This window comes from Deinococcus aestuarii (assembly GCF_018863415.1).
Lineage (GTDB): Bacteria > Deinococcota > Deinococci > Deinococcales > Deinococcaceae > Deinococcus > Deinococcus aestuarii.
Window position 1 is genome coordinate 25295 of record NZ_JAHKSN010000007.1, and the last position, 24783, is coordinate 50077.

General features: G+C 70.8%; 22 protein-coding genes, 2 tRNA genes and 1 pseudogene. 12 read left to right on the plus strand and 13 right to left on the minus strand.

Translation table 11 applies throughout. From position 1 onward, the window contains the following. Positions 1-106 precede the first annotated feature (106 nt). The 3 genes from IC605_RS10610 to IC605_RS10620 all read left to right on the plus strand — a co-directional run bounded on the left by IC605_RS10610 (position 107) and on the right by IC605_RS10620 (position 1615). Positions 107-180, plus strand: a tRNA-Cys gene (locus IC605_RS10610). 34 nt (positions 181-214) lie between these two features. Continuing rightward, positions 215-289: transfer RNA gene (locus IC605_RS10615), tRNA-Val, on the plus strand. 159 nt (positions 290-448) lie between these two features. Next, positions 449-1615 (plus strand): sensor histidine kinase, encoded by a 1167-nt coding sequence (locus tag IC605_RS10620; RefSeq protein WP_216323135.1) that lies wholly within the window; start codon positions 449-451, stop codon positions 1613-1615. Between the two features lie 11 nt (positions 1616-1626). Here the strand turns inward: IC605_RS10620 and IC605_RS10625 are convergent, their stop codons facing one another. Then, a complete protein-coding gene (locus tag IC605_RS10625; RefSeq protein WP_216323139.1) occupies positions 1627-1953 on the minus strand; it encodes a DNA-binding protein in 327 nt (108 codons plus the stop codon). Positions 1954-2026: 73 nt separating this feature from the next. Between IC605_RS10625 and IC605_RS10630 the strand changes: the two genes are divergently transcribed. The 4 genes from IC605_RS10630 (at position 2027) to IC605_RS10645 (ending at position 6893) form a co-directional block, all read left to right on the plus strand. Further along, positions 2027-2869 carry a hypothetical protein gene (locus IC605_RS10630; protein ID WP_216323140.1) on the plus strand — a complete coding sequence of 281 codons (843 nt, stop codon included), beginning with the start codon at positions 2027-2029 and terminating at the stop codon, positions 2867-2869. Positions 2870-2974: 105 nt separating this feature from the next. Further along, entirely contained in the window at positions 2975-3631 is a 657-nt protein-coding gene (locus tag IC605_RS10635; protein WP_246580696.1) for a TetR/AcrR family transcriptional regulator, read from the plus strand. A 173-nt stretch (positions 3632-3804) separates the two neighbouring features. Next, complete coding sequence (locus tag IC605_RS10640; protein WP_216323143.1) at positions 3805-5034, plus strand: MFS transporter; 1230 nt, start codon at positions 3805-3807, stop codon at positions 5032-5034. 581 nt (positions 5035-5615) lie between these two features. Next, positions 5616-6893 carry an RsmB/NOP family class I SAM-dependent RNA methyltransferase gene (locus tag IC605_RS10645; protein ID WP_343216577.1) on the plus strand — a complete coding sequence of 426 codons (1278 nt, stop codon included), beginning with the start codon at positions 5616-5618 and terminating at the stop codon, positions 6891-6893. Positions 6894-7366: 473 nt separating this feature from the next. On the opposite strand, the gene deoD is transcribed toward IC605_RS10645, so the two are convergent. The 8 genes and pseudogenes from deoD to IC605_RS10680 form a co-directional block, all read right to left on the minus strand. Continuing rightward, on the minus strand, positions 7367-8089 hold the full coding sequence (deoD, locus tag IC605_RS10650; RefSeq protein ID WP_216323149.1) for a purine-nucleoside phosphorylase: 723 nt from the start codon (positions 8087-8089) through the stop codon (positions 7367-7369). A gap of 20 nt (positions 8090-8109) precedes the next feature. Continuing rightward, the gene (locus tag IC605_RS25105) at positions 8110-8532 is read right to left on the minus strand and encodes a metallophosphoesterase family protein (RefSeq protein ID WP_281416269.1); all 423 of its coding nucleotides are present in this window, start codon (positions 8530-8532) and stop codon (positions 8110-8112) included. A gap of 154 nt (positions 8533-8686) precedes the next feature. Continuing rightward, positions 8687-8851, minus strand: a pseudogene (locus tag IC605_RS25110) (metallophosphoesterase family protein); the annotation flags it as partial. 16 nt (positions 8852-8867) lie between these two features. Continuing rightward, positions 8868-9632 (minus strand): class I SAM-dependent methyltransferase, encoded by a 765-nt coding sequence (locus IC605_RS10660; RefSeq protein ID WP_343216578.1) that lies wholly within the window; start codon positions 9630-9632, stop codon positions 8868-8870. 103 nt (positions 9633-9735) lie between these two features. Then, the gene (locus tag IC605_RS10665; RefSeq protein WP_216323152.1) at positions 9736-10329 is read right to left on the minus strand and encodes a helix-turn-helix transcriptional regulator; all 594 of its coding nucleotides are present in this window, start codon (positions 10327-10329) and stop codon (positions 9736-9738) included. A 20-nt stretch (positions 10330-10349) separates the two neighbouring features. Continuing rightward, a complete protein-coding gene (locus tag IC605_RS10670) occupies positions 10350-11294 on the minus strand; it encodes a S1C family serine protease (protein ID WP_216323155.1) in 945 nt (314 codons plus the stop codon). 35 nt (positions 11295-11329) lie between these two features. Beyond that, entirely contained in the window at positions 11330-11881 is a 552-nt protein-coding gene (locus tag IC605_RS10675; protein ID WP_343216579.1) for a GNAT family N-acetyltransferase, read from the minus strand. After that, positions 11872-12885: an NAD(P)H-dependent flavin oxidoreductase gene (locus IC605_RS10680; protein WP_216323157.1), complete on the minus strand. Its 1014-nt coding sequence runs from the start codon at positions 12883-12885 to the stop codon at positions 11872-11874. The genes IC605_RS10675 and IC605_RS10680 overlap by 10 nt, the downstream gene beginning before the upstream one ends. A gap of 35 nt (positions 12886-12920) precedes the next feature. On the opposite strand from IC605_RS10680, the gene IC605_RS10685 reads away from it, so the two are divergent. Continuing rightward, positions 12921-13850: a histone deacetylase family protein gene (locus IC605_RS10685; RefSeq protein ID WP_216323159.1), complete on the plus strand. Its 930-nt coding sequence runs from the start codon at positions 12921-12923 to the stop codon at positions 13848-13850. On the opposite strand, the gene IC605_RS10690 is transcribed toward IC605_RS10685, so the two are convergent. Beyond that, positions 13840-15270: a hypothetical protein gene (locus IC605_RS10690; protein WP_216323172.1), complete on the minus strand. Its 1431-nt coding sequence runs from the start codon at positions 15268-15270 to the stop codon at positions 13840-13842. The two genes, IC605_RS10685 and IC605_RS10690, sit on opposite strands and share 11 nt — an antisense overlap. Positions 15271-15492: 222 nt before the next feature. On the opposite strand from IC605_RS10690, the gene IC605_RS10695 reads away from it, so the two are divergent. The 4 genes from IC605_RS10695 (at position 15493) to IC605_RS10710 (ending at position 22737) form a co-directional block, all read left to right on the plus strand. Next, entirely contained in the window at positions 15493-17076 is a 1584-nt protein-coding gene (locus tag IC605_RS10695) for a peptide chain release factor 3 (RefSeq protein ID WP_216323175.1), read from the plus strand. A gap of 4 nt (positions 17077-17080) precedes the next feature. Further along, positions 17081-21514: an SNF2-related protein gene (locus tag IC605_RS10700; RefSeq protein ID WP_216323177.1), complete on the plus strand. Its 4434-nt coding sequence runs from the start codon at positions 17081-17083 to the stop codon at positions 21512-21514. A gap of 25 nt (positions 21515-21539) precedes the next feature. After that, positions 21540-22097 carry a hypothetical protein gene (locus tag IC605_RS10705; RefSeq protein WP_216323179.1) on the plus strand — a complete coding sequence of 186 codons (558 nt, stop codon included), beginning with the start codon at positions 21540-21542 and terminating at the stop codon, positions 22095-22097. Positions 22098-22176: 79 nt separating this feature from the next. Continuing rightward, positions 22177-22737: a C39 family peptidase gene (locus IC605_RS10710; RefSeq protein WP_216323181.1), complete on the plus strand. Its 561-nt coding sequence runs from the start codon at positions 22177-22179 to the stop codon at positions 22735-22737. A gap of 5 nt (positions 22738-22742) precedes the next feature. Here IC605_RS10710 and IC605_RS10715 read toward each other — a convergent pair whose 3' ends face one another. The 3 genes from IC605_RS10715 to IC605_RS10725 are packed head-to-tail and all read right to left on the minus strand — an operon-like array spanning position 22743 to position 24769. Then, positions 22743-23255, minus strand: a complete 513-nt coding sequence (locus tag IC605_RS10715) for an AAA family ATPase (RefSeq protein WP_216323183.1) — start codon at positions 23253-23255, stop codon at positions 22743-22745. 12 nt (positions 23256-23267) lie between these two features. Beyond that, positions 23268-23672 (minus strand): hypothetical protein, encoded by a 405-nt coding sequence (locus IC605_RS10720; RefSeq protein WP_216323185.1) that lies wholly within the window; start codon positions 23670-23672, stop codon positions 23268-23270. Beyond that, positions 23669-24769 carry an aminopeptidase gene (locus tag IC605_RS10725; protein ID WP_216323188.1) on the minus strand — a complete coding sequence of 367 codons (1101 nt, stop codon included), beginning with the start codon at positions 24767-24769 and terminating at the stop codon, positions 23669-23671. The genes IC605_RS10720 and IC605_RS10725 overlap by 4 nt, the downstream gene beginning before the upstream one ends. Between the last annotated feature and the right edge of the window lie 14 nt (positions 24770-24783).

The following is a 24783-nucleotide window of genomic DNA, read 5'->3' on the forward strand; positions in this document are numbered from 1 at the left end:
TGCGTGCTAAGATTCCTTCCGCTGGCAGGCAGGCCCCTCCAGCCGCTCCACCCCGTCTGCTCCACTGGGGCACAGCTTTTCCCGCCTGACCCGTCCTTTTCGGCAAGGCGCTGTAGCCAAGTGGTAAGGCAGAGGTCTGCAAAACCTCCACCACCGGTTCGAGTCCGGTCAGCGCCTCCAAACCTCTTCCCACAGGACAGTTCAGCCCCGGTACAGACTCGTAGCTCAGGGGTAGAGCACTACCTTGACACGGTAGGGGTCAGCGGTTCAAATCCGCTCGGGTCTACCACCAGAAGCGCCCCGATTGGGGCGTTTTTCTTTTGCCCGCAGGCTGCCGGACGGGAACACGGCGCCTCCTTGAAGGGTAAGTTAAGCGGGCGGTCCCGTAATCCTGGGGGAGCTCGCCTGCGAACGCCCTCAGCCCGAATGACTTTTCAGGAGCCGTGCCATGACTGACCACGACAAGACCGCGCGTCCAGGCGCGCCCGGTGCCGCGCCGCCGGGGAACGGGCCTTCCCCGCAGGAGACGGCCCTGTTCGACCACGCGCCCGTCGCCTCCTTCCTGCTGGATGCCCAGGGACGGATCCGGGAGGTCAACCGGCGAGGCGGCGCATTGCTCGGACTCGACCGGGAGGCGCTGCTGGGCCTGCCGCTGGGACGGTTCGTCGCCCCGGCGTCCCGGCCTCCCCTGGACGCGCTGCTCAGACGGGTGCAGGACGCGCCCGCCTTGCAGAGCGAGGAGGTCCAGGTCGCCGGGCCGGACGGCGCCTTCCTGGAACTGCTCCTGAACGCCGTTCCCCACGGCGAGGGCGGCTGTCACCTCGTCGCCACCGAGGTCACGCCCTACCGGGAGGCGCAGCGCGCCTTACAAAGCGGGAACGCGGACCTCAGCGGGCAGCTTCAGGAACGCACGGCCCGTGCCCGCGCCCTGAACGAGGAGCTGGAGCACGTCGTCACCACCTTCACCCGGCAACTTCAGCGCCCTACCACGCAAGCCATGAGCGTCCTCGGCCTGTTGCGCCGGGCGCTGGGAGAACAGCCGGAGGGTGTCACCCGGCCCCTGCTGCACATCGAGCGCGCGCTGCAGCAGATCGTCGCGCTCTTCGAGTCGGTGAACCGCTACATGCAGGGCCGGACCCTGCGCGCCCGCATCCGGCCCGTGGACCTGGGCGTCGTCCTGCGCGAGGTGCTCAAGGACATCCGGGTCCTGCTCGCCGACCGGAACGTGCAGCTCACCCACGACCCCCTGCCGGTGGTTCAGGGCGACAGTCAGGCGCTGACGGTGGTCTTTACCGAGTACCTCTCCAACGCCCTGAAGTTCACCCGCAGCCGGGACGAGGCCAGAATCCACATCCTGGTGGAGGAGACCGACTCGGCCTTCCACATCGGCGTGCGGGACAACGGGGTGGGCTTCGACCCGCGCGGGCAGGAGCGCCTCTTCCGGCTCTTCGGGCGCCAGCACCCGTCCAGCCAGTACGAGGGGTCGGGGCTGGGGCTGGCGGTGATCCGGCGGGTGTGCGAACGATTCGGCGGCCGGGCCTGGGGGGAGGGACGACCCGGCGAGGGGGCGACCTTCTGGTTCGCCTGGCCCAAGCGTCCCGCCTTGCTGGAGTAGGAGGGGCGGCCCTACCCGTCCCGGTCGAGCGCCTCCACCGCCGCCTCGCTCCAGGCCCGCCCGGCGTCGCCGCCCCACAGCAGCCAGGCGATGTACCCGCGCGAGGGCTTGCCCTTTTCCTCCGTCTCGTCCAGGTTGTCGTGGGCGTGGCGGGGGAAGTACTGGGCGATGTGCCGCACCTCCTCCTCGCTGACCTCGCCGCCCTCCGCCAGCCGCCCGGCCATCTCCTCGCCGACCTCGGTGCCGCCGTAGCCGTGCTCCTCGCGCAGGCGCAGGCCCTTTTTCGCGTTCTCGCGCACGTCTGCCGGAACCTTCAGGTCCGCTGCTTTCTTCGCCATGCCCCACCCTGACGCCCGCCTCCCGCCCTTGTCGGTAGCCCCTCACCCTATCGGAAGGCTTTACCGTCGGGGCATGACCGACGCCGCCCCGCTTGACGCCCTCGACCACCGCATCCGGGGGGCGCTGGGAAGCGAGCCCCGGCTCTCCCACGCCCTCGCCTACGGCAGCCGCACGCAGGTGGACGCGCGCGGCCTGCCCCTGGGGGACCGCTGGAGCGACCTGGAATACTGGGCCTTCCTGAGAGCGGGCCAGACCCTCGACCCCTTCGCGTTCCTGGGGGCCCTCGTGCCCGTCGCGCTGGCGGTCGTCAACCCCTTCGGTACCCCGAACGTCGTCACCTGGGACCTGACGCGGGTGGAACTGCACGTCGTCCCCGTGGAACGGCTGGAGGAGGTCGCCGGGTGGCCGAACACGGGCGACGACCCCGGGCGCATGGTGCTCAAGGACGCGGACGGCCGGTTGCGGGAGGCGCTGGCGCGGCGGGCCGCCTCCCTGCCCTTCGGGGCCACCCTGCCGGAACCGCAGGTGGAGTACGACGGGGTGCTGCAAGGGCTGGTCTTCGGCTCGGCGGTGCTCGCCCGGGGCGAGGAGTTGCGCGCCTGGGATCAGATGTTCTGGGTGCGCGCCGGGTTGCTGCGGTTGGCGAGGGCAGCCTCGGACGCCCCGCAGCCCCCCAACCCCGCGCGCCGGGCGGAGGGGGACCTCCCGGATCGCTGGCACCGGGCGCTGCGGGCCACCGTCTCGGGTGTGGCGGCTCCGCAGGCGTACCTCCGGGCGCTGGAGTTGTCCGGCGAACTGGCCGGGGCCCTGCGGCTGGACCCGCGTCAGGGCGTCCGGGCCGCCCTCGGCGCACGGCTCACCTCCCCCGGAGTCCACCCCCACCGGGGTCAGGCGGGAGGGTGGGCCACCCCCTAGACTGTGAGCTCCTGTGAGGGCCGCCCTGGAGGGCGTCGCACCCCGCACGGCGGCCCGGAGGGGCGTGAAGGCCTTCACAGCATCCGGACCGCGGAGGAGCTTAAGATGGCGTTTGTGTCCAATGATACATCTCGACCCGCTCGCGCCCGCAGCCCCGAGGAAAAAGGCCAACGCCGCGACGACATCCTCCGGGCGGCCGAGCGGCTGTGGGCCAAGACGCCGCACGCCGAACTCAGCATGAATCAGGTGGCCCGGGAGGCCAAGCTCGCCAAGGGCACCCTCTACCTGTATTTCGACACGAAAGAGGAGATGTTCCTCGCGCTGCTGACCGAGCACCTCCAGCGGTGGGTCGGCGGTCTGGTGGCCCTGCTCGACGAGCGCCGCCCGCAGACGCCGGGTGAGGTGGCCGACGTGCTGGTCGCCTCCGCCCGGGGCCACGAGGAACTGCGGCGGCTGCTGATCCTGCTCGGCACGGTCCTGGGCCAGAGCGAGGGGCTCGACCTCACCCTGCGCTTCGGACGCGAGGTCCGGCGAATGCTCCAGCCGGTGGTGGAGCGTTTCCCCTTCGCCCCCGAGGTCACCCTGCGTGTCCTGATCCACGCCCACGCCCTGGGCATGGGCTGGCAGCACGCCAGCGAGGAGAGCTTCGCCACCGACTTCGTGCGGCGCCAACATGACCTCGCCTTCCTCGTCCCCCGCTTCGAGCCCGAATTCGGCCTCGCCCTGCGCGCCGTCATCGAGCGCCTCGCCGCCGATGCGTAGGCGGGTGGTGGTGACGGGAGCGTCCGCCTCACCTCTCAGGTCGGTCCTGTAACCGGTCACAAGGGGGTTGGGCCGCTCAGGTTCCGTGAACGGATGCCCTCCTCCCCCTGTTTCCGGGCGGGCGGGGTACTTCTAGCCTTACCGCGCGGTCAGGGGATTGATAGACTGCCCGCATGACCGCCGCCTCCCACGCCCCACGCGGCAAGCCCCAGTTGATCCTGTTTCTGACGATTTTCGTCGCCATGCTCGGCCTGAGCGTGCTCTTTCCGATCGTCGCGCCGCTCGGGCGGCAGCTCGGGCTCAGCGAGACGCAGGTCGGGTGGTTTTCGACGGTCTACAGCCTCGCCCAGTTTCTCTTCGCGCCGATCTGGGGCAGCCGCAGCGAGCGGGTGGGCCGCAAGCCCGTCCTGATCCTGGGGCTCGTGGGCTTCTCGCTGAGCTTCGGCCTCTTCGGGCTGTTCGCCACGCTGGGGGCGCGGGGCGTGCTGACGGGCGGGGTCCTCTTCGCCCTGCTCGTCGCGGCCCGGCTCGTCGGCGGCCTGCTCTCCAGCGCGACCCTCCCCACCGCCCAGGCGATGATGGCCGACCTGAGTTCGGAAAAAGACCGCGCCGCCGCCCTGGGTCTCATCGGCGCGGCCTTCGGGCTGGGGGTGGTGTTCGGGCCCGCCATCGGCGCCCTTCTCTCCGGCTTCGGGCTCACGGTGCCGATCTTTTTCAGCGCGGGGCTGGGGCTCGTGACCGCCCTCGCCGCCTTCCTCACCCTGCCCGAGACGCGCCGGGCGGGGCAGGGCACCTCGCCGAAGGGGGACCGCCGCGCGCTGCTGCGTCAGCCCGGCATCGGGCTCTTCCTCGCCGTGAGTGCGCTGTACACGCTCGCCAGCGTGGGGATGGAGCAGACCATCGGCTTTTACGTGCAAGACACCCTGCGCCTCGACCCCGCGCAGACCGCCCGCACCGTCGGCACGATGCTCGCCGTCTTCGGCTTCGTCGCCGCCGCCGTGCAGGGGGGCGCGATCCGGCCCCTGAGCCGGAAGATCGCCCCCGGCCCCCTGATCACCCTCGGTCTCGTGATCATGGGCGCGGGCATGTTCCTGCTGCCCCTGACCTCGACCTTCTGGACGATCACCGCCGCCCTGGCCGTGATCGGGGCGGGCAGCGCCATCCTGGGGCCCAGCCTGAGCGCGGCCCTGTCCCTGAGCGTCGGGCAGGGGCGTCAGGGCGCCGTCGCGGGGCTGAACAGCAGCGCCCTCGCCCTGGGGCGCATGACCGGCCCCCTGCTCGGCACCGGCCTCTACCAGAGCGCCGGACACGCCGCGCCGTACCTCCTGAGCGGCGGGGTCCTCGCCGCCCTGCTCGTGTGGACGCTGGTGGCCCGGCCCGAGGTGCGGCAGGCGAGCGCGTAGCCCCGCGGGCAAGGGGGAGGAGCGGAAATGTGTTCGCCGCTTCTCCCTCCTCCGTTCTTCCACTTGGGTCTGGATCACCTGTGGAAGAAGCCCACGTCGCTGATCGTCGCGGTGACCCTTCCCCTGTAGAGAGAGGCGTGACAGCTACCACCAACATAATCCCGGGCATCATTGTAATAGGCCGTTATCATCGCCATATTTACATGGCCGGGTGGGTATGTCACCATATCGCCCCTTCCAGAGTATTGAAAACGAGTTTCGTCGAACCTGATACCATTGGGTTCTGCATAAAGCTCGATCAGTTGCAGTCTACAAGCCGACTCGAAGGCTGCGCGTGGAGGGGAGGTGTAATTATCGAGCACCCCCAGCACTGCGAAGAGAATGGGTACACAGATAAAAACCAAACATAAAATGTTGGGCTGTTTAGAGCTTGGTCGACCCCACATTTCTTCATGTTAACGCTTTCAAATGCTGACTATGCCTTGGACGGCGGGACGTGTCGAAGTGGTGTTCGAACTCCCCGGTGGGGCGCCACCTCCAGATGTGTGTGGCCCTCACGGGGTCTCCGTTATCCTGCCCCGGTGACCCCTCCGCGCCCCACCTTCAACCCGGCCCGCGCCCTCGCCGTGCGCGTCCTGACGCGCGTGCTGGCGGGTGAGACCTTCGCGGCCCCGGCGCTCGACGCCGCGCTCGCGGACGCCCGGCTCCCGGCGCGGGACGCGGGGCTCGCCACCCACGTCGTGTACGGGACGCTGCGGTACGCGCCGGTGCTGGACGCCGCCCTGACGCCGCTGCTGCGCGGAGAGACGCACCCCAAGACGCGCTCGCTCCTCCTCGCCGGGAGCTTCGAGAAGCTGGTGCTGGGTACGCCCCCGCACGCGGTCGTCAGCGAATATGTGGGCCTGGCCCGGGGCGCGCGGCTGGCCCCCTCGGGGCTGGTGAACGCGGTGCTGCGGCGGGTGGAGCGGCCCGCCGAGACGGAGGAGACGCGCTTCGCCCTGCCGGGGTGGTTGATCGGGGTCTTCCGCCGCGCCTACGGGGAGCGGGCGGACGCCGTTCTCGCCGACCTGCTCACCCCGCAGCCGCTGTGGCTCAGCCTCTCGGAGACGGGGGTGGCGAGCCTGAAGGAGGAGGGCAGCGTCGTCGAGCCCGGCCCGAACGGGGTGGACCGGGTGACCCTCTCGCGGCCCCTGCGCGAGACGGCGGCGTACCGGGGGGGACAGGCCCAGCCCATCAACCCCGCCAGCCTCGCCGTCGTGGACGCGCTGGGGGAGGTGGAGGGCTCGCGTGTCCTCGACCTCGCCGGGGGGGCGGGGGTCAAGGCCGCGATGCTCGCCGCGCGGGGGGCGAGCGTGACGAGCGTGGACCTGATCGCCCGCAAGCACGACGCCGCCCGGGCCAACCTGCGACGGCTCGGGCTCCAGGCCGACTTCCTGACCCACGACCTCACCGCGCCGCTGGACGTGGCGCCCGCGCCCTTCGTCCTTCTCGACGCCCCCTGCACGGGGACGGGCACCCTGCGCTCGCACCCCGAAATCAAGCTGCGCCTCACGCCCGAGGTGGTAGGGGAGATGGCGGCGTTGCAGGCGCGAATGCTCCCGAACGCGGCGGCCCTGGTGGAGCCCGGCGGCGTGCTGGTCTACAGCGTGTGCAGCGTGACTTCGCAGGAGGGGGAGGTGGTGGTGCGGGATTTCCTCGCGGCCCATCCCGACTTCGTGCCCGAACCCCTGCCCGAGCCCGACCTTCCCACCGTGCCCGCCGGAGACGGCGTGCTGACGGTGCCCGAGAGTGGCCTCGACGGCTTTTTCATCGCCCGGCTGAGGAGGAAGGAGGCGGGGGTGGTTACTTCGGCTGGGTGAGGGGGGTGACAGCTTGAGGGCAGGGTGTCTTGATTAGGTTTGCCCCCACCCCCCAGCCCCCTACCCCCAAAGGGGGCAGGGGGAGTGGCGCTGCGCTCGGCAAGGGCACACGGGCGGCGTGGGTGGACGGGTCCTTCTGAACGCAAGGTGTGATCTTGTCGCAACCCGTCTGCGGGCCCACCGTCTCGCTGCGCGAGCCGACGTGGCCGTGGGCCAGGAGCGTTCAGTCACCGGCACTCATGGGGCGTCTAGATTGACGTTTTGGACAGCGCAAAGGCTTTGGCTTGCCTGCTCCCTCTCCCCTTGCGGGTGACTCGGAGAGCTGCGAAGCAGAGGGCCGGGGTGAGGGGGCGTGTGACCACCTCCACGGCCCGGGGGATGCCCTCGCCCTGCGCTCCTTCCCCCTTGTATGGCTTGGTACAGCCTTGCAGAGGCGGGGAGGGGGTGCCGGACGCGGCCTGCCTCCTCCTTCTCTAACTGCTCAGCCCCTCGCCACCCAGCGCGGCGTCGAGCGCGACCTCGATCATCTGGTCGAAGGTCTGCTGGCGCTCCTCGGCGGTGGTCTCCTCGCGGGTGACGAGGTGGTCGGAGACGGTGAGGACGGTCAGGGCCCTCACGCCGTACCTGGCGGCGAGGGTGTAGAGCCCGGCGGCCTCCATCTCGACGGCGAGGACGCCGTACCGCGCCCAGAGCCGGAACTGGTCGGGATCGTCGTGGTAGAAGGTGTCCGAGGACATGATGTTGCCGACGTGGGTGGTAAAGCCCCGTTCCCGCGCGACCGTGTATGCCCGCATCAGCAGCCCGAAGTCGGCGATGGGGGCAAAGTTCTTCGCGCCGAAACGGATGTTGTTGATGTTGGAGTCGGTGCAGGCGGCCTGCGCGAGCACGAGGTCGCGCACATGCACGCCTTCCTGGTACGACCCGCAGGTGCCCACCCGGATCAGGGTGCGGCAGCCGTAGTCCCGGATAAGTTCGTTGACGTAGATCATGCAGGAGGCGATGCCCATGCCGGTGCCCTGCACGCTGACGCGCTGGCCCTTATACGTGCCGGTGTAGCCCAGCATTCCGCGCACGGTGTTGTGCTGCATGGGATTCTCGAAGAACGTCTCGGCGATGTGGCGGGCGCGCAGGGGGTCTCCCGGCAGCAGGACGGTCTCGGCGATCTGGCCGGGCTCGGCACTCAGGTGGACGCTCATGGGAGACAGGCTAGCAGGGGTCAGGCGCTTCCCCACTGGGCGGCGAGCCACTCGGCGTGGGGCATTCCCGAGGTGAGGATGCCCTGCTGGACCTCCCGCACGTCGTAGGGGACGGCGCGGAAGGTGGGTTGCCATCCGCCCGGCGCGCGGTCGAGGAGCAGGTATTCAGCCCGGGCGAGGTTCACATCCCGCCCGCCCCGCTGCTCGAAGGGCAGGCCGACGCTGCCGGGGTTGAGGAGGGTCCAGCCATCCAAGGTGCGGAGGAGGGGCTTATGGGTGTGGCCGCCGACCCAGCGGGCTTGCGTTCCGTAGGCAACGCGCAGTGCATCGAGACGTGTCGCGGGCGTCTCCGCTCTCAACTCCTCGTCGTCCCGCTCCGGGCTCCCGTGGAAGCACAGGAGGTCGGGAAACCAGGAGGTCGGGAAACTCGGCGGTGGGGACATACTGGCGCACCATCTCCCGGTCAACCTCCGTCAACCCGGCATGACACCAGCCGTCGATCTCCCACAACTCGCGCTCGTCGGGGAAGCCGCGTGGCGTGAAGGGTCGGTGGGGTTCGAGCAGCATCCGGTCGGCGTTTCCGCGCACCACCGGACAGCCCGGCGCCGCCACCTCCGCGATGCACTCGCGCGGCCAGGCTCCACCCATCGCCACGTCGCCCAGGCAGATGAATGCGTCCGTACCCTGCGCCCGCAGGTCCGCCAGAGCCGCCCGGAGCGCCGGAAGGTTCCCGTGAATGTCTCCGAAGACCGCGAGCCGCATGGGGCCAGCCTAGCGCTCAGCCCTCCAGCGGCCTCAGCACCGTTTGCAGCCCGCCGAAGGTCAGCTTCCGCTCCTCCCCATCCGGCAGGAAGGGCCGCAACCCCCCGTCGAGCCACGCCGCGACCTCCTCCGCCGTTTCATGTCCCGCGTCCGTGGCGGCGATGGTGTTCGAGTGGGTGAGGAGGTAGGCGACCAGAGCGGGCCGGGTGAAGGGCAGCGGGTGGGTGAAACGTTCCTCCGCGAGGGAGAAGCCCGCCTCCCGTGCCTCGGTCTCGCCGAAGGTGTAGGGGTGGCGGGGTGGAGCCGGATACCGCGCCCAGTACGCGGCCACGAAGCCGGCGAAGTCCCCCCGCCCCGGCATCTGTCCCTGGAAAAAGTCGTCGTACATGAACAGCACGCCGCCGGGCTTTAGCGTTCGCCGCGCCTCGGCCAGGAAGGCGGCCCGGTCGAACCAGTGAAAGGCCTGCGCCACCGTCAGCACGTCGAGCGCGTGGTTGGGAAGGGGCAGACTCTCCGCCTGCGCCCGCGCGTAGGTGACGCGGGGGTGCGGCGCCGCGCGGGCCAGCATCGCCGCCGAGGCGTCGAAGGCGTGGACGCGCTCCACCACCCCCGCGAGGGCCACGCTCGACAGGCCGGTGCCGCAGGCCACGTCGGCTCCGAGCGATCTTCCGTCGAGCAGGGGCGCGAGCCGCGCCATGAACAGCGGGTGGAAGAAGGGCCGCCCGGCGGCGTAACGGGCCGCGCCGTCCTGGCCCCCGAAGGGGTTGGCGGGGGAGGTCACGGGGCCAATGTACGCCTGCCCGCGGCGTTCCTCTTGTCCGGACCCGGGCGGGCAGCCGAACGCTCCCGGCAGGGCCTGGCGAGGCTCCAGACCCACGCTCGGTCTACACGCTGATCAGCCCGAGTTGCACCCCGCGCGTCACCGCCCCGGCGCGGCTCTGCACGCCCAGCTTGGAGTACACGGCCTGAACGTGGAACTTGACGGTGCTCTCGCTGACACCCAGTTCGCGGGCCGCGCGCTTGTTGCTCAGCCCCGCGGCGAGGAGGGAGAGCACGTCGCGCTCGCGGGGAGTGAGGGTCACGCCCTCGGGGGAGGGCCCCGGGTCGTCGGCCTCGTCGCGGGCGGTCAGGACCTCCTCGGGGGGGAGGGCGGCCAGGCCCGCCGCCGCCGCGAGCACGCCCGCGAGGAGTTCGGTGGGCGTGGCGTCGGTCCCCAGCGCCGCCCAGCCGTCCGGGGCGAGGTCGTGCAGCGCCCCCACCCAGGCGCGGGAGCCCAGGGCCACCACCCCCGCCGTTCCCTCCAGCTCCGCCGCGAGCGCCTCGGGGTCGGCCAGCCAGCCGTCGTCCACGATGAGCACGTCCGCCTCGTCGCCGTCCGTCACCGTCAGCCCGAACGCCCGCAGGAGGGCCGCCACCCCCGCCGCCAGCGCGGGCGAGCGCAGGGCCACCCGCACGGACGGAAGGGGAACGGGAGACATACCCGATGGTAAGGGGAGGCTCAGCGTTCCCCGACCGTGAGCGTCACGTCCGTCTCCTCGCCCCCGCGCAGGACGCGGGCGGTGACGGTCTGCCCGGCGAGGTCCCGGACTCGTTCCAGCAGTTCGCGCGGGTGACGCACACCCTCGCCGCCCAGCGCGAGGAGGATGTCGCCGACCCGCAGCCCGGCCTGCTGGGCGGGGCTGCCCTCCTCGACCTGCACGACGGTCAGGCCCAGCCGTCCCCGGGGCCCGCCGCGTCCCCAGCGCCCGCGCCCGCCGGGTCCCCGGCCCCCGAAGTCGCGCGCGCGCCCTTCACGCCGGTCGCCGCGCCGGTCGTCCGGGGCGCCCTCCTCCGGGTCGCGTCCTTCCGGCAGGTGGACGGGCTGGGTGGCGACGCCGAGGTACCCGCGCGGCACCCGGCCGGTGGTGGCGAGGAGGTCGGCCACCCGCATGGCCCGCTCGGCGGGGACGGCGAGCAGCGTGCCGCGCAGCTCGCCCGCGTTCAGCACGCCGACGAGCCCGCCCCGCGCGTCCACCAGGGCCCCGCCGCTCACGCCCGGGAAGGGGGCGGCGCCGGTCGTCAGCCAGCCCCGCCGGGGCGCGGCGCGTTCCATCAGGCCCAGGGTGGCCTGGACCCCGTGCGGCGGGCGGCCCACCGCGAGGAGGAGTTCGCCCACCCGCCCCCCCGCACCCGGCGCGAGCGGCGGCACGCTGAGCCCCGGCACCTTCAGCAGGGCCAGGTTGCTGCCCGGGTCGCGGCCCACGACCGCCCCCGCCAGGGTGCCGCCGTCCGGGGTGCGGACGCTGAGGTCGTCGGCGTGCAGAACGTGCGCGACGGTCAGGACCTGCTCGGCCCCCACGACCGTGCCGCTGATGGGCCGGGCCCCGTGGACGGTGACGACGCTGGCGGCGGCCTGTTCTACGGCGTCGGCGATCTGGCTGGACAGTTCAGAGAAGGTGGTCATGCCCCCAGGGTGCGCCGATGCGCCCGGACACCGCTTCACCCGAACGGTGAGGACCCCTTCCCCTCCAAACGGCCAGGGGTGACGGTCCACTCCCCGCGGGTCAGCGCGTACCGCACGACCTCCACGAGTTCGCCCCGGTACGCTTCCGGCTCGCCGCGTCCGGTCTCCCGCAGGCCCAGGCGGCGCATCAGCGCGTGCGAGCGGAGGTTGGGCGCGTACACCTGCGCGGTGACGGTCGCCAGCCCCAGCGGCCCGAAGGCGAGGGCGAGCATCTGTTCCCCCGCCGCCCGCCCCACGCCCCGCCCCCACAGCGCCCGCTCCCCGATCCCGATCCCGAACTGGCCCGAGGTGGGCGTCAGCTCCGCCAGGTCCACGTACCCCACGAGCCGCCCGCCCGCCTCGACGCCCAGCCGCAGGAAGTCCGGCTCCAGCCCCGCCACGATGGGCCGCCAGTGGGCGCGCACGAGGCGCGGCGCCAGGCCCGGCGTCCACCCCGCCGCCCGGCAGAACTCGGGGTCGGCGGCCCAGCGCACGGCGGCTTCCTCGTCGCCCGGACGCAGGGGGCGGAGGGTGACGGTCAGGGCCACAGGCTCCCCAGAATCGCCGCCGCCGTCCCGTCCCACCCGAGGTGGACGCCCTCGCCCGCCCAGAGGCTCAGGAATTCGGGCCGCCTTGCCCGCGCGGCGGCGGCGCGCAGATCACGGGTCAGCGCGTTCTGGAGGGGGAAGGGGAGAGGGTGCCCCACCGCCCCGGTCACCCGGTTGGCGAGGCCGCGCGCCGCCCGGCCGCTGAAGGCCCGGGTGAGGGTCGTGTCTCCCGGTCCCGCCGAGACGAGGGCCGCGCGGTACGGGGCGGAGGTGCCCGCCTCGGTCGCCCTCAGAAAGACGGTGCCGCACTGGGCGAGGCTCGCGCCCGCCGCCCGCGCCGCCCGGACGCCCGCCGCGTCCATCAGGCCCCCCGCCGCGACGACCGGGACCTCGACCGCGTTCACGACCGCCCGGGTCAGGCTCAGGGTGTCCGCCACCTCGTCGTGCGCCCAGCCGCCCCGGTGTCCGCCCGCCGGGCCACCCTGGACCACCACGGCGTCCACCCCGTCCGCCTCAAGGGCCTGAGCCTCCTCCACTCCGGTCGCCGTGCCGACGGCGAGGATGCCTCTGTCCCGCAGAGCCGTTCTCTGCTCTGCCCCCAGCCGACCGAACGCGAAGGAGAAGACGGCGGGCCGCAGGTCGAGCACCGCCCGGAACTGCGCCCCGAAGTCCTCCCGCACCTGTCCGGGAAGGCTCGGCGGTGCCAGCCCCAGTTCCTCGTGCAGCGGCGCGAGTTCGGCGACCGCCGCCGCCACCTCCGCTTCCGTCACACCCGCGAGGGGTTCGGGGATGAAGAGGTTGACCGCGAAGGGCCGCTCCGTCCGTGCCCGCACCGCCGTCCCCGCCTCCGCGATCTGCCCCGGCGTCAGGTAGGCCGCGCCCAGGCTGCCCAGCCCGCCCGCCTCCGACACCGCCGCCACGAGTTCCGGGGTGGTCGGCCCGCCTGCCATCGGGGCCTGCACGACGGGGACGCGCAGGCCGAGCCGTTCCATCAAGCCACTCACCCCGCCAGCTTAGCCGCACGCCGTAGCCTGTGGCCGTGACCCTCCCCTTCCCCCGCGCCTGGACCGCCTTTCGCCAGGCGGCCTACGCGGGCACCCCGCCGCCCCGCAGGCAGTTCCTCCCCCGCGAATTCCTCGAACGGTTGCTCGCCGGGGCCGCCGAACGCCTTCCCCTTCTCGACGCGCCCCTCATCGACTGGGCGCTCGCCGAACGGGTCCACGACCCTGGCTACCTCGCCCGCTGGCGGCGGGGGGAGGTGACGCGGGCGGAGGAACGCGCCCTCGGCTTTCCCTGGAGCCCGGCGGTCGTGGGGCGCGGTCTGGCGAGCAGCGGCGCGACCCTGGCCGCCACACGGGACGCGCTGAGCCACGGCTTCGGCGTGAATCTGGGCGGCGGGACGCACCATGCCTACCGCGACCGCGCGGAGGGCTTTTCGTTCCTCAACGACGTGGTGATCTCCGCGCGCTGGCTTCTCGATCACGGGCACGCGGCGCGCCTCCTGATCCTCGACCTCGACGTGCATCAGGGAAATGGCACGGCCTCCATGCTCGCGGACGAACCCCGCGCCCTGACCGTCAGCGTCCACGGGGCGAACAACTACCCCTTCCAGAAGGAGCGGAGCGATCTGGACGTGGCCCTGCCCGACGGCACCGGGGACGCCGCCTACCTCGCCGCGCTGGACGAACGGGTGGCCCCCGCCGCCCTCGCCTTCCGCCCCGACTTCGCCTTCTACCTCGCGGGGGCCGACGTGCTGGAGGGGGATCAGCTCGGCAAGCTGGCCCTCACGCCCGCCGGGGTCCGGGAGCGCGACGAGCGGGTCTTCCGCTGGGCCGCCCGGGCGCGCGTCCCCCTCGTGACGGTCATGGCGGGCGGCTACAACCGCGATCCGGGACAGCTCATCGGGACGCGGCTGGGAACGCTGGACGCGCTGCTGGGGGCGTACCGGCGGCGAGCTGTCAGCGGCTGATCACCACGTAGTTCAGCCACTTCATGTCCGAGTACGACCGGTACTCCGGATTCCCACCGCGGTACACGATGTAATCGGTCCCCTTGCAGCCCCAGGTGGGCGCGATGGTAAAGGTGACGCGCCCGTCGGAGGTCACGTCGGTATGGGGCTCCACGCCCGTTCCGACGAACAGGCAGTTGCCCCGGTTCGGCAGCTTGAACGTCGTCGTGGAGGCGGCGGTGCTCCTCGTCCAGCGGGCGGTCTTCGCGCCGCAGTCGCCCTGGCACGTCAGCTTCATCACCTCGGTGGCCGCGGGCTGGGTCCGGAGCCGGGCGGTGAAGGACAAGATCAGCTTGTTCCCCACGAGCTCGCTGTCCACGCCCGCGCCGAAACTCAGGACGGAGGCCGGAATCCCCGCCGCCTGGCGCAGGCTCACGCGCTGCCAGCCGCTCCGGGTGGTGCAGTTCCGGGTGCAGGAGAGGAGGACCAGCTCCTCGCGCCCCTTCCTGGTCAGCGTGCTGCCGAGGTAGACGGGCACGTACAGGGCCCCCTGGGGCGTCACGGACACGCTCCACGAGCGCGCTATGTCCGGGCTGTACAGGTCGCTGGCGAGCGCGATCCGCTGGCTCCAGTTGCGGGCCTCCTGGCAGTTTTGCGCGCACTGGAAGTAGAACAGCTCGGTGTTCGCCTCGTCGGGCGTGCGGAAGTACGCGAGCAGGTGCGCCACGCCCCGCGCGTCGTAAGTCAGGGTGGTCGCCCCGGACCCGCCGAGGGGGGGCAAGTCCAGCACGGCGGTCTTCCAGGCGGGCGCGGTGGTGCAGGCGCGGTCGCAGCCTATCCACAGCGCCTTTGCGTTCGGGGCACCGATCCGGTCCGAGAGGTCCGCGCCGATGTTGTCCACGAAGGCCAGGCGCGGGCGGCCCTGCGGGTCCAGGGTAAACCACTCGCTGTCCAGCGGGGGGGCCAGCTTGTAGTACCGCGTGGTCACGTCGACCAGCTTCCAGTTCGGTTCCTTCAGGCAGCCCGAGGTGCAGCGCACGTAGTAGACCTTGCCCTGCTCGGTCATGAGGCCGCTGGTGTTCACGTAGAGGCCCAGGTGCAGGCTGCCGTCGGGGGCCACCCTCAGCTTGGGGACGACGAACCCGTCCGGGGGCAGATTGGGCGTCCAGGTGATCCGCTCGGATTTCCAGGCGCCCTCCGACGTGCAGGCGCCTTTGCAGGTCGCGTAGCGCACGTCGCCGTCCAGCGTGCTGTACACGGCGTGCAGGTTGCCCCTGGCGTCTTTTTGCACGGAGCTGCGTTTGGTCTGCTGCTTCTCGATGTTCTGCGGCAGCATCACGAACGGCTGGGTCGTCGCGGCCAGCGCCGAGCCCAGCAGCGTGAGGCCGAACAGCCCGGCCTGGAGGACCCGGGACAACGCGCGGGCAGGGTTGTGGGGCATGACGCAGTGTACACAGCTCTGGTACACAGACCCTTTCCCATTCGGCTCAGCGGGGAAGAGGCGCATAGAGAGACAAGCGCCCCCACAGCGTGCCGGGAGCGGTATCATGGAGGGATGACGCTCCTCCTCCCGCCCCCGTAAGCGTGAGTCGCAGGTGCGCGCAGTCTTTTTCCCCTGTTTCGTCCGGGCCGCGCCTCTTCGCCGCCCGCAGGAGTCCCCACCATGACCACCCCAGAACTCATGAACGAGATCGCGCGTCGCCGGACGTTCGCCATCATCTCCCACCCCGACGCGGGCAAGACCACCATCACCGAGAAGCTGCTGCTGTACGGAGGCGCCATCCAGGAGGCCGGGTCCGTCACCGCCAAGGAGGGCCGCTCGCACACCAAATCCGACTGGATGAGCATCGAGCAGCAGCGCGGCATCTCGATTTCAAGCTCGGCGCTGACCTTCGAGTACGGGGGCAGGCACATCAACCTCCTCGACACGCCGGGCCACCAGGACTTCTCGGAGGACACCTACCGCACCCTCACCGCCGCCGACTCCGCCCTGATGGTCCTCGACGCGGCGCGCGGGGTGCAGACGCAGACCGAGAAACTCTTCGCCGTGTGCCGCAACCGGGGCATCCCCATCCTCACCTTCGTGAACAAGATGGACCGCCCGGCGCTCGACCCCTTCGACCTGCTCTCCCAGGTGGAGGGGACGCTCAAGATCACCGCCGTCCCGCTGACCTGGCCCATCGGCGACGGCCCCGATTTCAAGGGCGTGTACGACCTCCAGACCGGCCAGGTTCTCACCTTCGAGCGCACCTCGGGCGGCAAACACCGCGCGCCCGTGCAGACGGCGGGCCTGAACGACCCGAAGCTCGTCGAACTTGTGGGCCCCGACCTGTCCGCGAAGCTGCGGGAGGACGTGGAACTCATCCAGGGCGCGATGCCGGAGTTCGACCCCGCCGACTTCCTGTCCGGCGAACTCACCCCCGTCTTCTTCGGCTCGGCGATGAACAACTTCGGGGTGGAGCACTTCCTCGCCAACTTCGTGGACCTCGCGCCGCCGCCCGGCCCGGTGGAGACGAACGTGGGCGAGCGCGACCCGGACGCCCCTTTTGCGGGCTTCGTCTTCAAGCTCCAGGCCAACATGAGCAAGCAGCACCGCGACCGCACCGCCTTCATGCGGGTGATGAGCGGACACTTCGAGCGCGGCATGGACGTGACGCACACGCGTACGGGGCGCAAGCTGCGGCTTTCCCAGGCGCACACCCTCTTCGCCCAGGACCGCGAGAAGGTGGAGGAGGCGTACCCCGGTGACATCGTGGGCCTCGTGAACCCCGGCGTCTTCCAGATCGGCGACGTGGTGAGCGTGGACCCCAAGGTGCAACTGCCCTCCTTCCCACGCTTCACGCCGGAGACCTTCGCCACCATCAGCCTGAGGGACGTGGGCAAGCGCAAGGCGTTCATGAAGGGCCTGACCCAGCTTGCGGAAGAAGGCGTCGTGCAGGTCTTCTACCCGACGGACGGGGCGCGTGACCCCTACCTGGGCGCGGTCGGTCCCCTCCAGTTCGAGGTGTTCCAGGCCCGCCTCGCCGAGGAGTACGGGGTGGAGGTGGAGATGCACGTCACGTCCTACCAGCTCGTCCGCTGGTTGGCCGGGGACGCGGGGAGCGTGGCCCGCTTCGCCCGGCACGTGGAGGACGACCAGGGGCGCCCGGTGATGCTCTTCCGCAGCCGGTACGACCTCGACTACACCGCCGAGCAGCACCCGGAGATCGAGTTCCTGCCGCTGCCGAGGGACCTCACGCGGGTCTAGGCGCATGAATCTGGACCGGGTGCCGCCCGCCTTCTTCAGCCTGCCCGCCGTCAGCGCGGCGCTGAAGTTGAACGTCGGGGACGTGGCCGAGCTGAACCTGAACCGCACGGCCCTCGGTTTTCAGGGGAGCGCCCAGGTCCGGGACAAGGGCCAGCTCTACCGCTCCACCTTCCGGCTGAATCCGGCGGGCATCTTCACGGGGGGCGAGTGCGGGTGCGGGCGCAAGGGCTGCCCGCACCTCGCCCGCGCCCTGCTCAGTCCGGCGCTGGAACGCGAGTTGGAGCGGGTGGGGGGGACGGCGGCCCCGCTTCCAGCGCGTGCGGAACCCAGCCCCGTCCAGCCCGACGAGCTGCCCACGCCCGAAAACCTCCCCGACGAGGAGGTCCCCGCCGTCCCCCTCGCCAGCCCGCTGCGGCAGTGGCTGACGGCGGCCTCCGAGTTGACGGGGGAGGGGCCGGGGGAGAGGAGCCCCCTCACCCTCAAGTACGACCTCAGCGTGACCCTGCGGCCCCGCACGGCGCGCGAGACATTGACGCTCAAGGTGCGGCGGGCCACCCGCGAGTTGGAACGGGGCGCCTTGCACGCCCTCTCGGTCTTTCCTCTCCCCCACGCCCTGCGCTGGAACCGGAGTGATGGGGACGGCCTGCCCCGCTTCGCCGCCCCCGACCGCGACGTGCTGACCGTCCTCGCCCTGGGCGGCGAGAGCGGCGTCGTGGGGGGTGACGAGGCATGGTATCTGGGCGACCACCCGCTCACCGACACCCTGCTCGCCCGCCTGCTGGACACGGGCCGCCTGTACTGGAACGGGGAGGCGAGACCCCTCACCCCCGGCCCCGAGCGGCCCACCGTCCTGGGCTGGCAGATGGACGCGGGCGGGGTGCAGCGGCCCACCCTCAGCCTTCCGCCCGGTGTGCGCGTGCTGCCCGTCTCGCCGCGCTGGTACGCGGACGAGCGGAGGGTGGAGCTGGGCCGCGTCACCTCCGCCCTGCCCCCGGCCCTGGAAAATGCCTTCCTGCACGTCCCGCCCGTACCGCCCGCGCAGGCGGCCGGATTCGCCGAGGCCCTGCGGGGGAGCTTCCCCGCGTTGGGAGACGCGCTGCCCCTGCCCCGGCCCGTCCGGGTGCGGCGCCTTTCCGCCGAGTACCAGCCGCTCCTGACCCTGCGCGAGGAGCGGGTGACGGTGAGCCGCCGCAAGGGCTGGCGCACCCAGACGGAGGAACGGACCCTCGGCGTCGCCCACCTCACCCACCTCTACGACGGCGAATCCCTGCCGGTCGAGCGGCAGAAGTACGTGGACGGCGTGCTGTACCTGCGCGGGCGCGATCCCGCCGCCGAGAAGCGCAGCGCGGGGCAGGTCACCCGGACTGGGCTCAAGCGCCTCCAGAGCCTCCAACCGCGCGGCGACCATGTGGAGCATCCCGAGGCCGCCAACCTCTACGCCTTCGTGGGTGAGGCCGAGTGGCAACGCTTCCTCACCACCGAGGTCCCGAAGCTGGAGGCCAGGGGCTTCCGGGTGGAGGTCGCCCCCAGCTTCCCCTATCGCTACGCCGAGGTCGAGGACTGGTATGGCGAGGCCGGGGACGAGGGCGGCTGGTTCACCCTCGAACTCGGGGTCGTGGTGGACGGCGAGCGGCTGAGCCTCATCCCCATCCTGGTCTCGCTGATCGCCGAGCGGCCGGAACTGTTCACGCCGGAAGCCCTCGCTACCTTGGGGGATGACGACGTGATCGCCGCCCGCCTCCCCGACGGGCGCCGCCTCGCCCTGCCCGCCGGACGGGTGCGGGCGATCCTTAGCGTGCTCGTCGAACTCCACCTGCGCGAGCTGCCCGAGGGCCCCCTCAAACTGCCCCTCCTCGACGCGGCCCGCCTCGCCGCGCTGGATGAGGCGTTGCAGGCCCGCTGGCTGGGGGCCGACCGCCTGCTCGACCTCGGGCGCCGCCTGCGCTCCTTCCGGGGGGTGACGGAGGTGGACCCGCCCGGGGGGCTGCGGGCCGAGCTGCGCCCCTACCAGCGCCAGGGGCTGTCGTGGCTGCAATTCCTGCGCGAGTACGACCTGGGGGGGATTCTGGCGGACGACATGGGGCTGGGGAAGGCCCAGCCGCTCGATGCTCAGGTGTTGACTCCCTCGGGCTGGACGCGGATGGGTGACCTTCAGGTCGGGGATTTCGTGATCGGGCGGAATGGGAGGCCGACGCAGGTGATCGGCGTCTACCCACAGGGCGAACGGCCCATCTCCCGTGTGACGCTGACGGACGGGGCGAGCGTGGAGGTGGACGAGGAGCATCTGTGGGCTGTTAACACTCCTGTTCGCAAGCGGCGGGGTCTGCCCGAGCGGGTGCTCACGACGAAGCAGATCATGAGTGACCTGGCGGACGCTGCCGGGAACCTCAAGCACTACGTCCCGATGGTGGAGCCCGTACGCTTCGCCCAGCGCGACCTGCCCGTCGATCCGTACACCCTGGGGGCGCTGCTGGGGGACGGTTGCTTGAGGTACAGCGTTGAAGTCTCCTCCGAGGACGAGTTGGTTGGATCGCTGGCGCTCCCGCAGGGCGTTTCCCCCCGTCTGGTTGAACGGCTGAGTCACAAGGTCAGCACCTACCGTCTGGTCACAGAGGGACGTTGGACGCCCAATCCCCTGAAAGACGCCCTCCGCGCGCTCGGGCTGCACGGCCTCGGCAGCCGTGAGAAGTTCATCCCCGCCCCCTACCTGCTGGGCAGCGTCGAGCAACGCCTCGCCCTCCTGCAAGGACTTCTGGACACGGACGGCTACGCGGGCGAGGTCGTGGAGTACACCAGCGTCTCCGAGGCCCTGGCACGTGGCGTGGTCGAATTGACGCAATCCCTGGGAGGCACGGCGCGCATCCGGCGGAAGCGGACAAGCTACACCTACCTGGGAGAGCGCCGCGAGGGTCTGGCGTGGCGCGTCACCCTCAAGCTGCCGCCGCACCTTGACCCATTCCGGCTGCCCGAGAAACTGGCCGCCTACCGCCGCCCGACCAAGTATCCGCCCACAAGAGGAATTCGCCGAATAGAGTTTGTCGGCATCAAAGAGGCGCAATGCATCGCCGTCGCCGCCCCCGATCACCTCTACGTGACGGAGGGCTACATCGTCACCCACAACACCCTTCAAACCCTCGCCCACCTCCAGACCGAGAAGGAGGAAGGACGTGCCGACCGCCCCAGCCTCGTCGTCGCGCCCACCAGCGTCCTCGGCAACTGGCGCGCGGAGGCGGCCCGCTTCACGCCGAATCTCAAGGTGCTCACCCTGCACGGCCCTAGCCGGAAAGAAGACTTTGGTCGCATCCCCGACCACGACCTCGTGCTGAGCACCTACCCCCTGCTGCCGCGCGACGTTGAGGCCCTGCGGGAACACGATTTCCACCTTCTCGTCCTCGACGAGGCGCAGAACATCAAAAATCCCAGGAGCGCCGCCGCGAAGGCCGCCGGGGCACTCAAAGCACGCCACCGCCTCGCCCTCACCGGCACGCCGCTGGAAAACCACCTCGGTGAGCTGTGGTCGCAGTTCAACTTCCTGACGCCGGGGCTGCTGCACGACGAGCGGACCTTCCGCGAGCTGTACCGCACGCCCATCGAGAAGCAGGGGGACCGGGCGCGTCAGGCTGCCCTCGCCGCCCGCGTCAAACCCTTCATCCTGCGGCGCGAGAAGCGGGACGTGGCCTCCGAACTGCCGCCCAAGACAGAAATCCCGGTGCGCGTCACCCTCGACGGCGACCAGCGCGACCTCTACGAGACGGTGCGGGTGACCATGCTCGAACGGGTGCGGGAGGAACTCGACGCCCGGGGGCTGGCCCGCTCTACCGTCGCCATCCTCGACGCGCTGTTGAAATTACGGCAGGCCGTCACCGATCCCCGGCTCGTCAAGCTGGAGACCGCCCGCCGGGTGAGGGGCAGCGCCAAGCTCGACTGGCTGACGGGGAACCTCCCCCAGATGGTCGAGGAGGGCCGCCGCGTCCTGATCTTCTCCCAGTTCGCCACGCTGCTTGGCCTGCTGGAGGACACGCTGACTGGCCTCGGCATCGGGTATGCCAAGCTGACCGGGCAGACGAAGAACCGGGCGGCGCAGATCGAGCGCTTCCAGCGGGGCGAGGTGCCCGTCTTCCTGATCAGCCTCAAGGCGGGGGGCGTGGGCTTGAACCTCACCGCCGCCGACACCGTGATTCACCTCGACCCGTGGTGGAACCCCGCCGCCGAGAACCAGGCGACCGACCGCGCCTACCGCATCGGGCAGGACAAGCCCGTCTTCGTCTACAAGCTGATCGCGGCGGGCAGCGTGGAGGAGCGCATTCTCGACCTCCAGAACAGGAAGGCGGCGCTGGCCCAAGGAGTGTTGGATGGCGGGCTGACGAGCGCGACGCAACTGACGACGGGCGATCTGGAACGACTATTTGCGCCGCTCGAGGAAGAGTCAGAAGCTTGAAGTAGTCCCTGATTACGCTGGACGCATGGAATCGAGAGAGGTTCTCGTCTACCTCGCCTGCTTCCTGGGCGCCCTGCTGGTGGCCCGTGTTCCGCTGAGCCCGCCTTCGACCGGGCAGCGCGTCGGTATGGTTTTGCTCCTGCTGGCGTGCGTGGCGAGTGTCTGGGGGCTGCTGCTGGGCGTTCCGGGAGGACCTGACCTTCTGCTCTTCAACAGTGTCACGGCCCTCGTTTGCGGTTTCACGCTGGGTTTTGGAGTCTTCAAAAGGCGGGACAGGTCGGTGAAGGTTGTGTCCAAGCCCTTGCCACCGCCGAGGCCGATGCGGGAGGAGGCGCCCTGGGTGATGCAATTGGGAGGCGGAATCTTGGTTTACACAGGCTTCTATGGCCTTGTGTCGTTAAGTGGTTTGGGTCAGGAGTCGTCTCTTGGTGGTGTCCTCCTGCAACTTGGAGTTGCTGCGATGTTCCTGTGGCTGGGCCTCGCCATTATGATCCTCCCCCTACGCTGGAAGCTGACCATTGGGATGGGCGGCAGCGTCCTCGCTCTTGTAATCGGCGTTCTGTTGCCGCCGGGGACGCTCTGAATAACTCGCTCCCCAGCACGAGGGACAAGGGCTGAGGGCAGTAAACGTTCCGTCAGAGTCGCTGGGCCATGCTGCGCCCGTGCGCGTCTTGCTGCCCTTTCTCCTCGCCTCCCTGCTCGGCGGCGCCCAGGCGGCCCCGTCCCAGGCTCCGGCAGGCTACGTCCTCTCCGGGATGCCCCTGATCCGCCAGACCTACAACGCCTGCGGCCCAGCGAGCATCACGCAGGTGCTGGGCTACTTCGGAATCAACGTCGCCCTCGCCGACGTGAGCCGCCTGACCCGCCCGACCGAGCGGTCCTACATGACGGCGCAGGCCATCGTGGACTTCGCGCCGAGGGTCGGCCTGGAAGCGCGGCTGTACCGGGGCGGTTCGCTCCAGACCGTGCGTGCGGCCATTCGCGCCCGCGTGCCGCTCATCGCCCTGCAATCGCACGTCACGCCGACGCAAATCATCCCCCACTGGCGGGTCGTGACCGGCTACGACGACGCCCGCGAACAGGTGTACCTGATGGACCCCCTGCTGGGCTACGTCCTGATGAGCTACGCCGACTTCGGCCGCGTGTGGGCTGACCACCAGGGGGAATTCGCCGTGATGTACCCGCCGGGGTGGAGGGAGACGGTGCGGAAGGTGATCGGTTAGACGGTTCACGCCTCAGAACGTCGAATTGTCAGAGCCAAAAGCCGGTCCACGACCTCCGCCACCGTCATGAGCGACGTGTCCAGCTCGGCAGTTGCCCGTCGCCGGAGCAGCGGTTCGACGAAGCGGACGTGCTGGAGGATGCGGCGGCGGTCCTCCGGGCTCTTGCCGTAAGGGTTGTTGGTGCGTCTTGCGATGCGCTCCAACATGACCTCGGGCGGAGCGCTGAGCAGAACGACGTGCTCGAAGCGGTCGTAGAACTTGCCTTGGTTGGTCTTGCAGCCGGAGACAAAGAGGGGCTGATCGCGCGGCGAGGCGAGGAGGTCCGACATCCGGTCCTCCCTCCAAATCCAGTCGGGTTCCGCCGTTTCGCGGCCCGACTCGCCGCTCACCTGCCCGACCGTCCACTCGCACCATTCGTCCGAGTCGGTGTCGACGGCGGTGAACCCGCGACGGGACAGTTCCTCGATCACGGAGGTCTTCCCTGTGCCCGACATGCCGGTGATCAGGGTTCGTGTCACCCGCAAACCTCCTCAGCGACCGTTCTCATAAGCTCGCCCTGGAACGAACAGCTCATGCCCCGTCCAGAAGGTGAACCGCACCCCGCCGGGCGTCCAGTTCACGCGGCTCTCCTGCCATTTCGAGCCGTCCTGCCCGTACAGGTCGGGAAGCTCGGGCAGGCTGACGAAGTGGCCGTAGCTCGGCCGCTCGGCGTCACGCCCCAGGTACAGCCGCCAACGGTGGAGGGAGCCGAACAGGGCGGCGGGACTCGGGCCGTCGTCCACGATCAGCGCGTGATAGACGCCACCCGGCGCATCCCACCGGGCCACGACGCGCTTTTTCGGTGCGACCAGCACGGCGAAGAGGAGGCAGGCGACGAGCAACCCGGCCAGGAAGCCCAGCCCCGCCGCGAAAAGTCCCGCACCCCGTCGGCTCACCCGATGAACCGCCCCCCCTCCTGCACGACCTCCCCGTCCAGGCTCAACCGCCCGCCCGCCCGCAGGTCGGTGATGAGGTCCCAGTGGATTGCGCTCCCGTTCACGCCGCCTGTCTCGGGGTAGGAGCGGCCCAGGGCGAGGTGGACGGTGCCGCCGATCTTCTCGTCGAAGAGGATGTTGCCGGTCGGCGTCTGGATGCCCTCGTTCGTGCCGATGCCGAGTTCCCCGAGCCGCCGCGCGCCGGGATCGGTGGCGAGGGCCGCCCGCAGCACGTCCCCGCCCTCGTCCGCGGTCGCCTCCACGACCTCGCCCGCCCGGAAGACGAGCCGGGCGCCGCGCACCATCCGCCCGCTGTAGCCCGCCGGGACGCTGAAGGTCACCACACCCTGCGCGCTGTCCTCGATGGGTCCGGTGAACACCTCGCCGCTGGGCATGTTGCGCTTGCCGTCGCTGTTGGCCCACGTCCGGCCCCCCACGCGCAGGGTGAGGTCGGTGCCGGGCGCCTCGATCCGCACCCGGTCGGCGCGGATCAGGCGTTCGATGAGGCGGGCCTGTTTCTCCCGCACCTCGCCCCACGCGGCCACCGGGTCGGGGCGGTCGAGGAACATCGCGCGCATGACGAAGGCGCCGAACTCCTCCGGGGTCATCCCCGCCTGAGCGGCAGCGTGCGTAGTGGGGTAGAGGGTGAGACTCCACTTCTTCCTCGCGCGTGCGGCGGCGATGGGCGCGCGGGCGGCGATCAGGCGGGCGAGTCCGGCGGCGTTCCCGTCCGTGTCCGGCTCCGGCGTCAGAATACGCAGGCTGCCGTCGAGCGCCTCCACGTCCGCGAGGTCGGCGGGGTGGGTTTGGTCGAGCACGTCGCCTTGCCCGAAGGCCGCGAAGTCGTCATCCTGCCCCGGGTAGTCGAGCCGGACCACCGGACGGGCGCCGCGTTTCAGGAGGGCCCGCGTCACCTCCCGCACGAGGGGGACGGCCTCGGCGCCCCCCGCGACGAGGAGCCGTTCCCCCGCCCCCGCCGTGAGGCAGTAATCGGCGAGCAGGGCGGCGTGACGCTCGGGGTCGTACTTCAGGGGAGGGGCCGCTGGATTGGTCTGCACGCGCCCGAGCCTAG

What these genes read in the sequence shown, in the direction of transcription:
- IC605_RS10630 (WP_216323140.1), top strand. Translation starts at nt 2,027, where the DNA reads ATGACCGACGCCGCCCCGCTTGACGCCCTCGACCACCGCATCCGGGGG.
- IC605_RS10700 (WP_216323177.1), top strand. Translation starts at nt 17,081, where the DNA reads ATGAATCTGGACCGGGTGCCGCCCGCCTTCTTCAGCCTGCCCGCCGTC.
- deoD (WP_216323149.1), bottom strand. Translation starts at nt 8,089, where the DNA reads ATGAGCGTCCACCTGAGTGCCGAGCCCGGCCAGATCGCCGAGACCGTC.
- IC605_RS10665 (WP_216323152.1), bottom strand. Translation starts at nt 10,329, where the DNA reads ATGTCTCCCGTTCCCCTTCCGTCCGTGCGGGTGGCCCTGCGCTCGCCC.
- IC605_RS10625 (WP_216323139.1), bottom strand. Translation starts at nt 1,953, where the DNA reads ATGGCGAAGAAAGCAGCGGACCTGAAGGTTCCGGCAGACGTGCGCGAG.
- IC605_RS25105 (WP_281416269.1), bottom strand. Translation starts at nt 8,532, where the DNA reads ATGTCCCCACCGCCGAGTTTCCCGACCTCCTGGTTTCCCGACCTCCTG.
- IC605_RS10620 (WP_216323135.1), top strand. Translation starts at nt 449, where the DNA reads ATGACTGACCACGACAAGACCGCGCGTCCAGGCGCGCCCGGTGCCGCG.
- IC605_RS10705 (WP_216323179.1), top strand. Translation starts at nt 21,540, where the DNA reads ATGGAATCGAGAGAGGTTCTCGTCTACCTCGCCTGCTTCCTGGGCGCC.
- IC605_RS10640 (WP_216323143.1), top strand. Translation starts at nt 3,805, where the DNA reads ATGACCGCCGCCTCCCACGCCCCACGCGGCAAGCCCCAGTTGATCCTG.
- IC605_RS10695 (WP_216323175.1), top strand. Translation starts at nt 15,493, where the DNA reads ATGACCACCCCAGAACTCATGAACGAGATCGCGCGTCGCCGGACGTTC.
- IC605_RS10670 (WP_216323155.1), bottom strand. Translation starts at nt 11,294, where the DNA reads ATGACCACCTTCTCTGAACTGTCCAGCCAGATCGCCGACGCCGTAGAA.
- IC605_RS10635 (WP_246580696.1), top strand. Translation starts at nt 2,975, where the DNA reads ATGGCGTTTGTGTCCAATGATACATCTCGACCCGCTCGCGCCCGCAGC.
- IC605_RS10690 (WP_216323172.1), bottom strand. Translation starts at nt 15,270, where the DNA reads ATGCCCCACAACCCTGCCCGCGCGTTGTCCCGGGTCCTCCAGGCCGGG.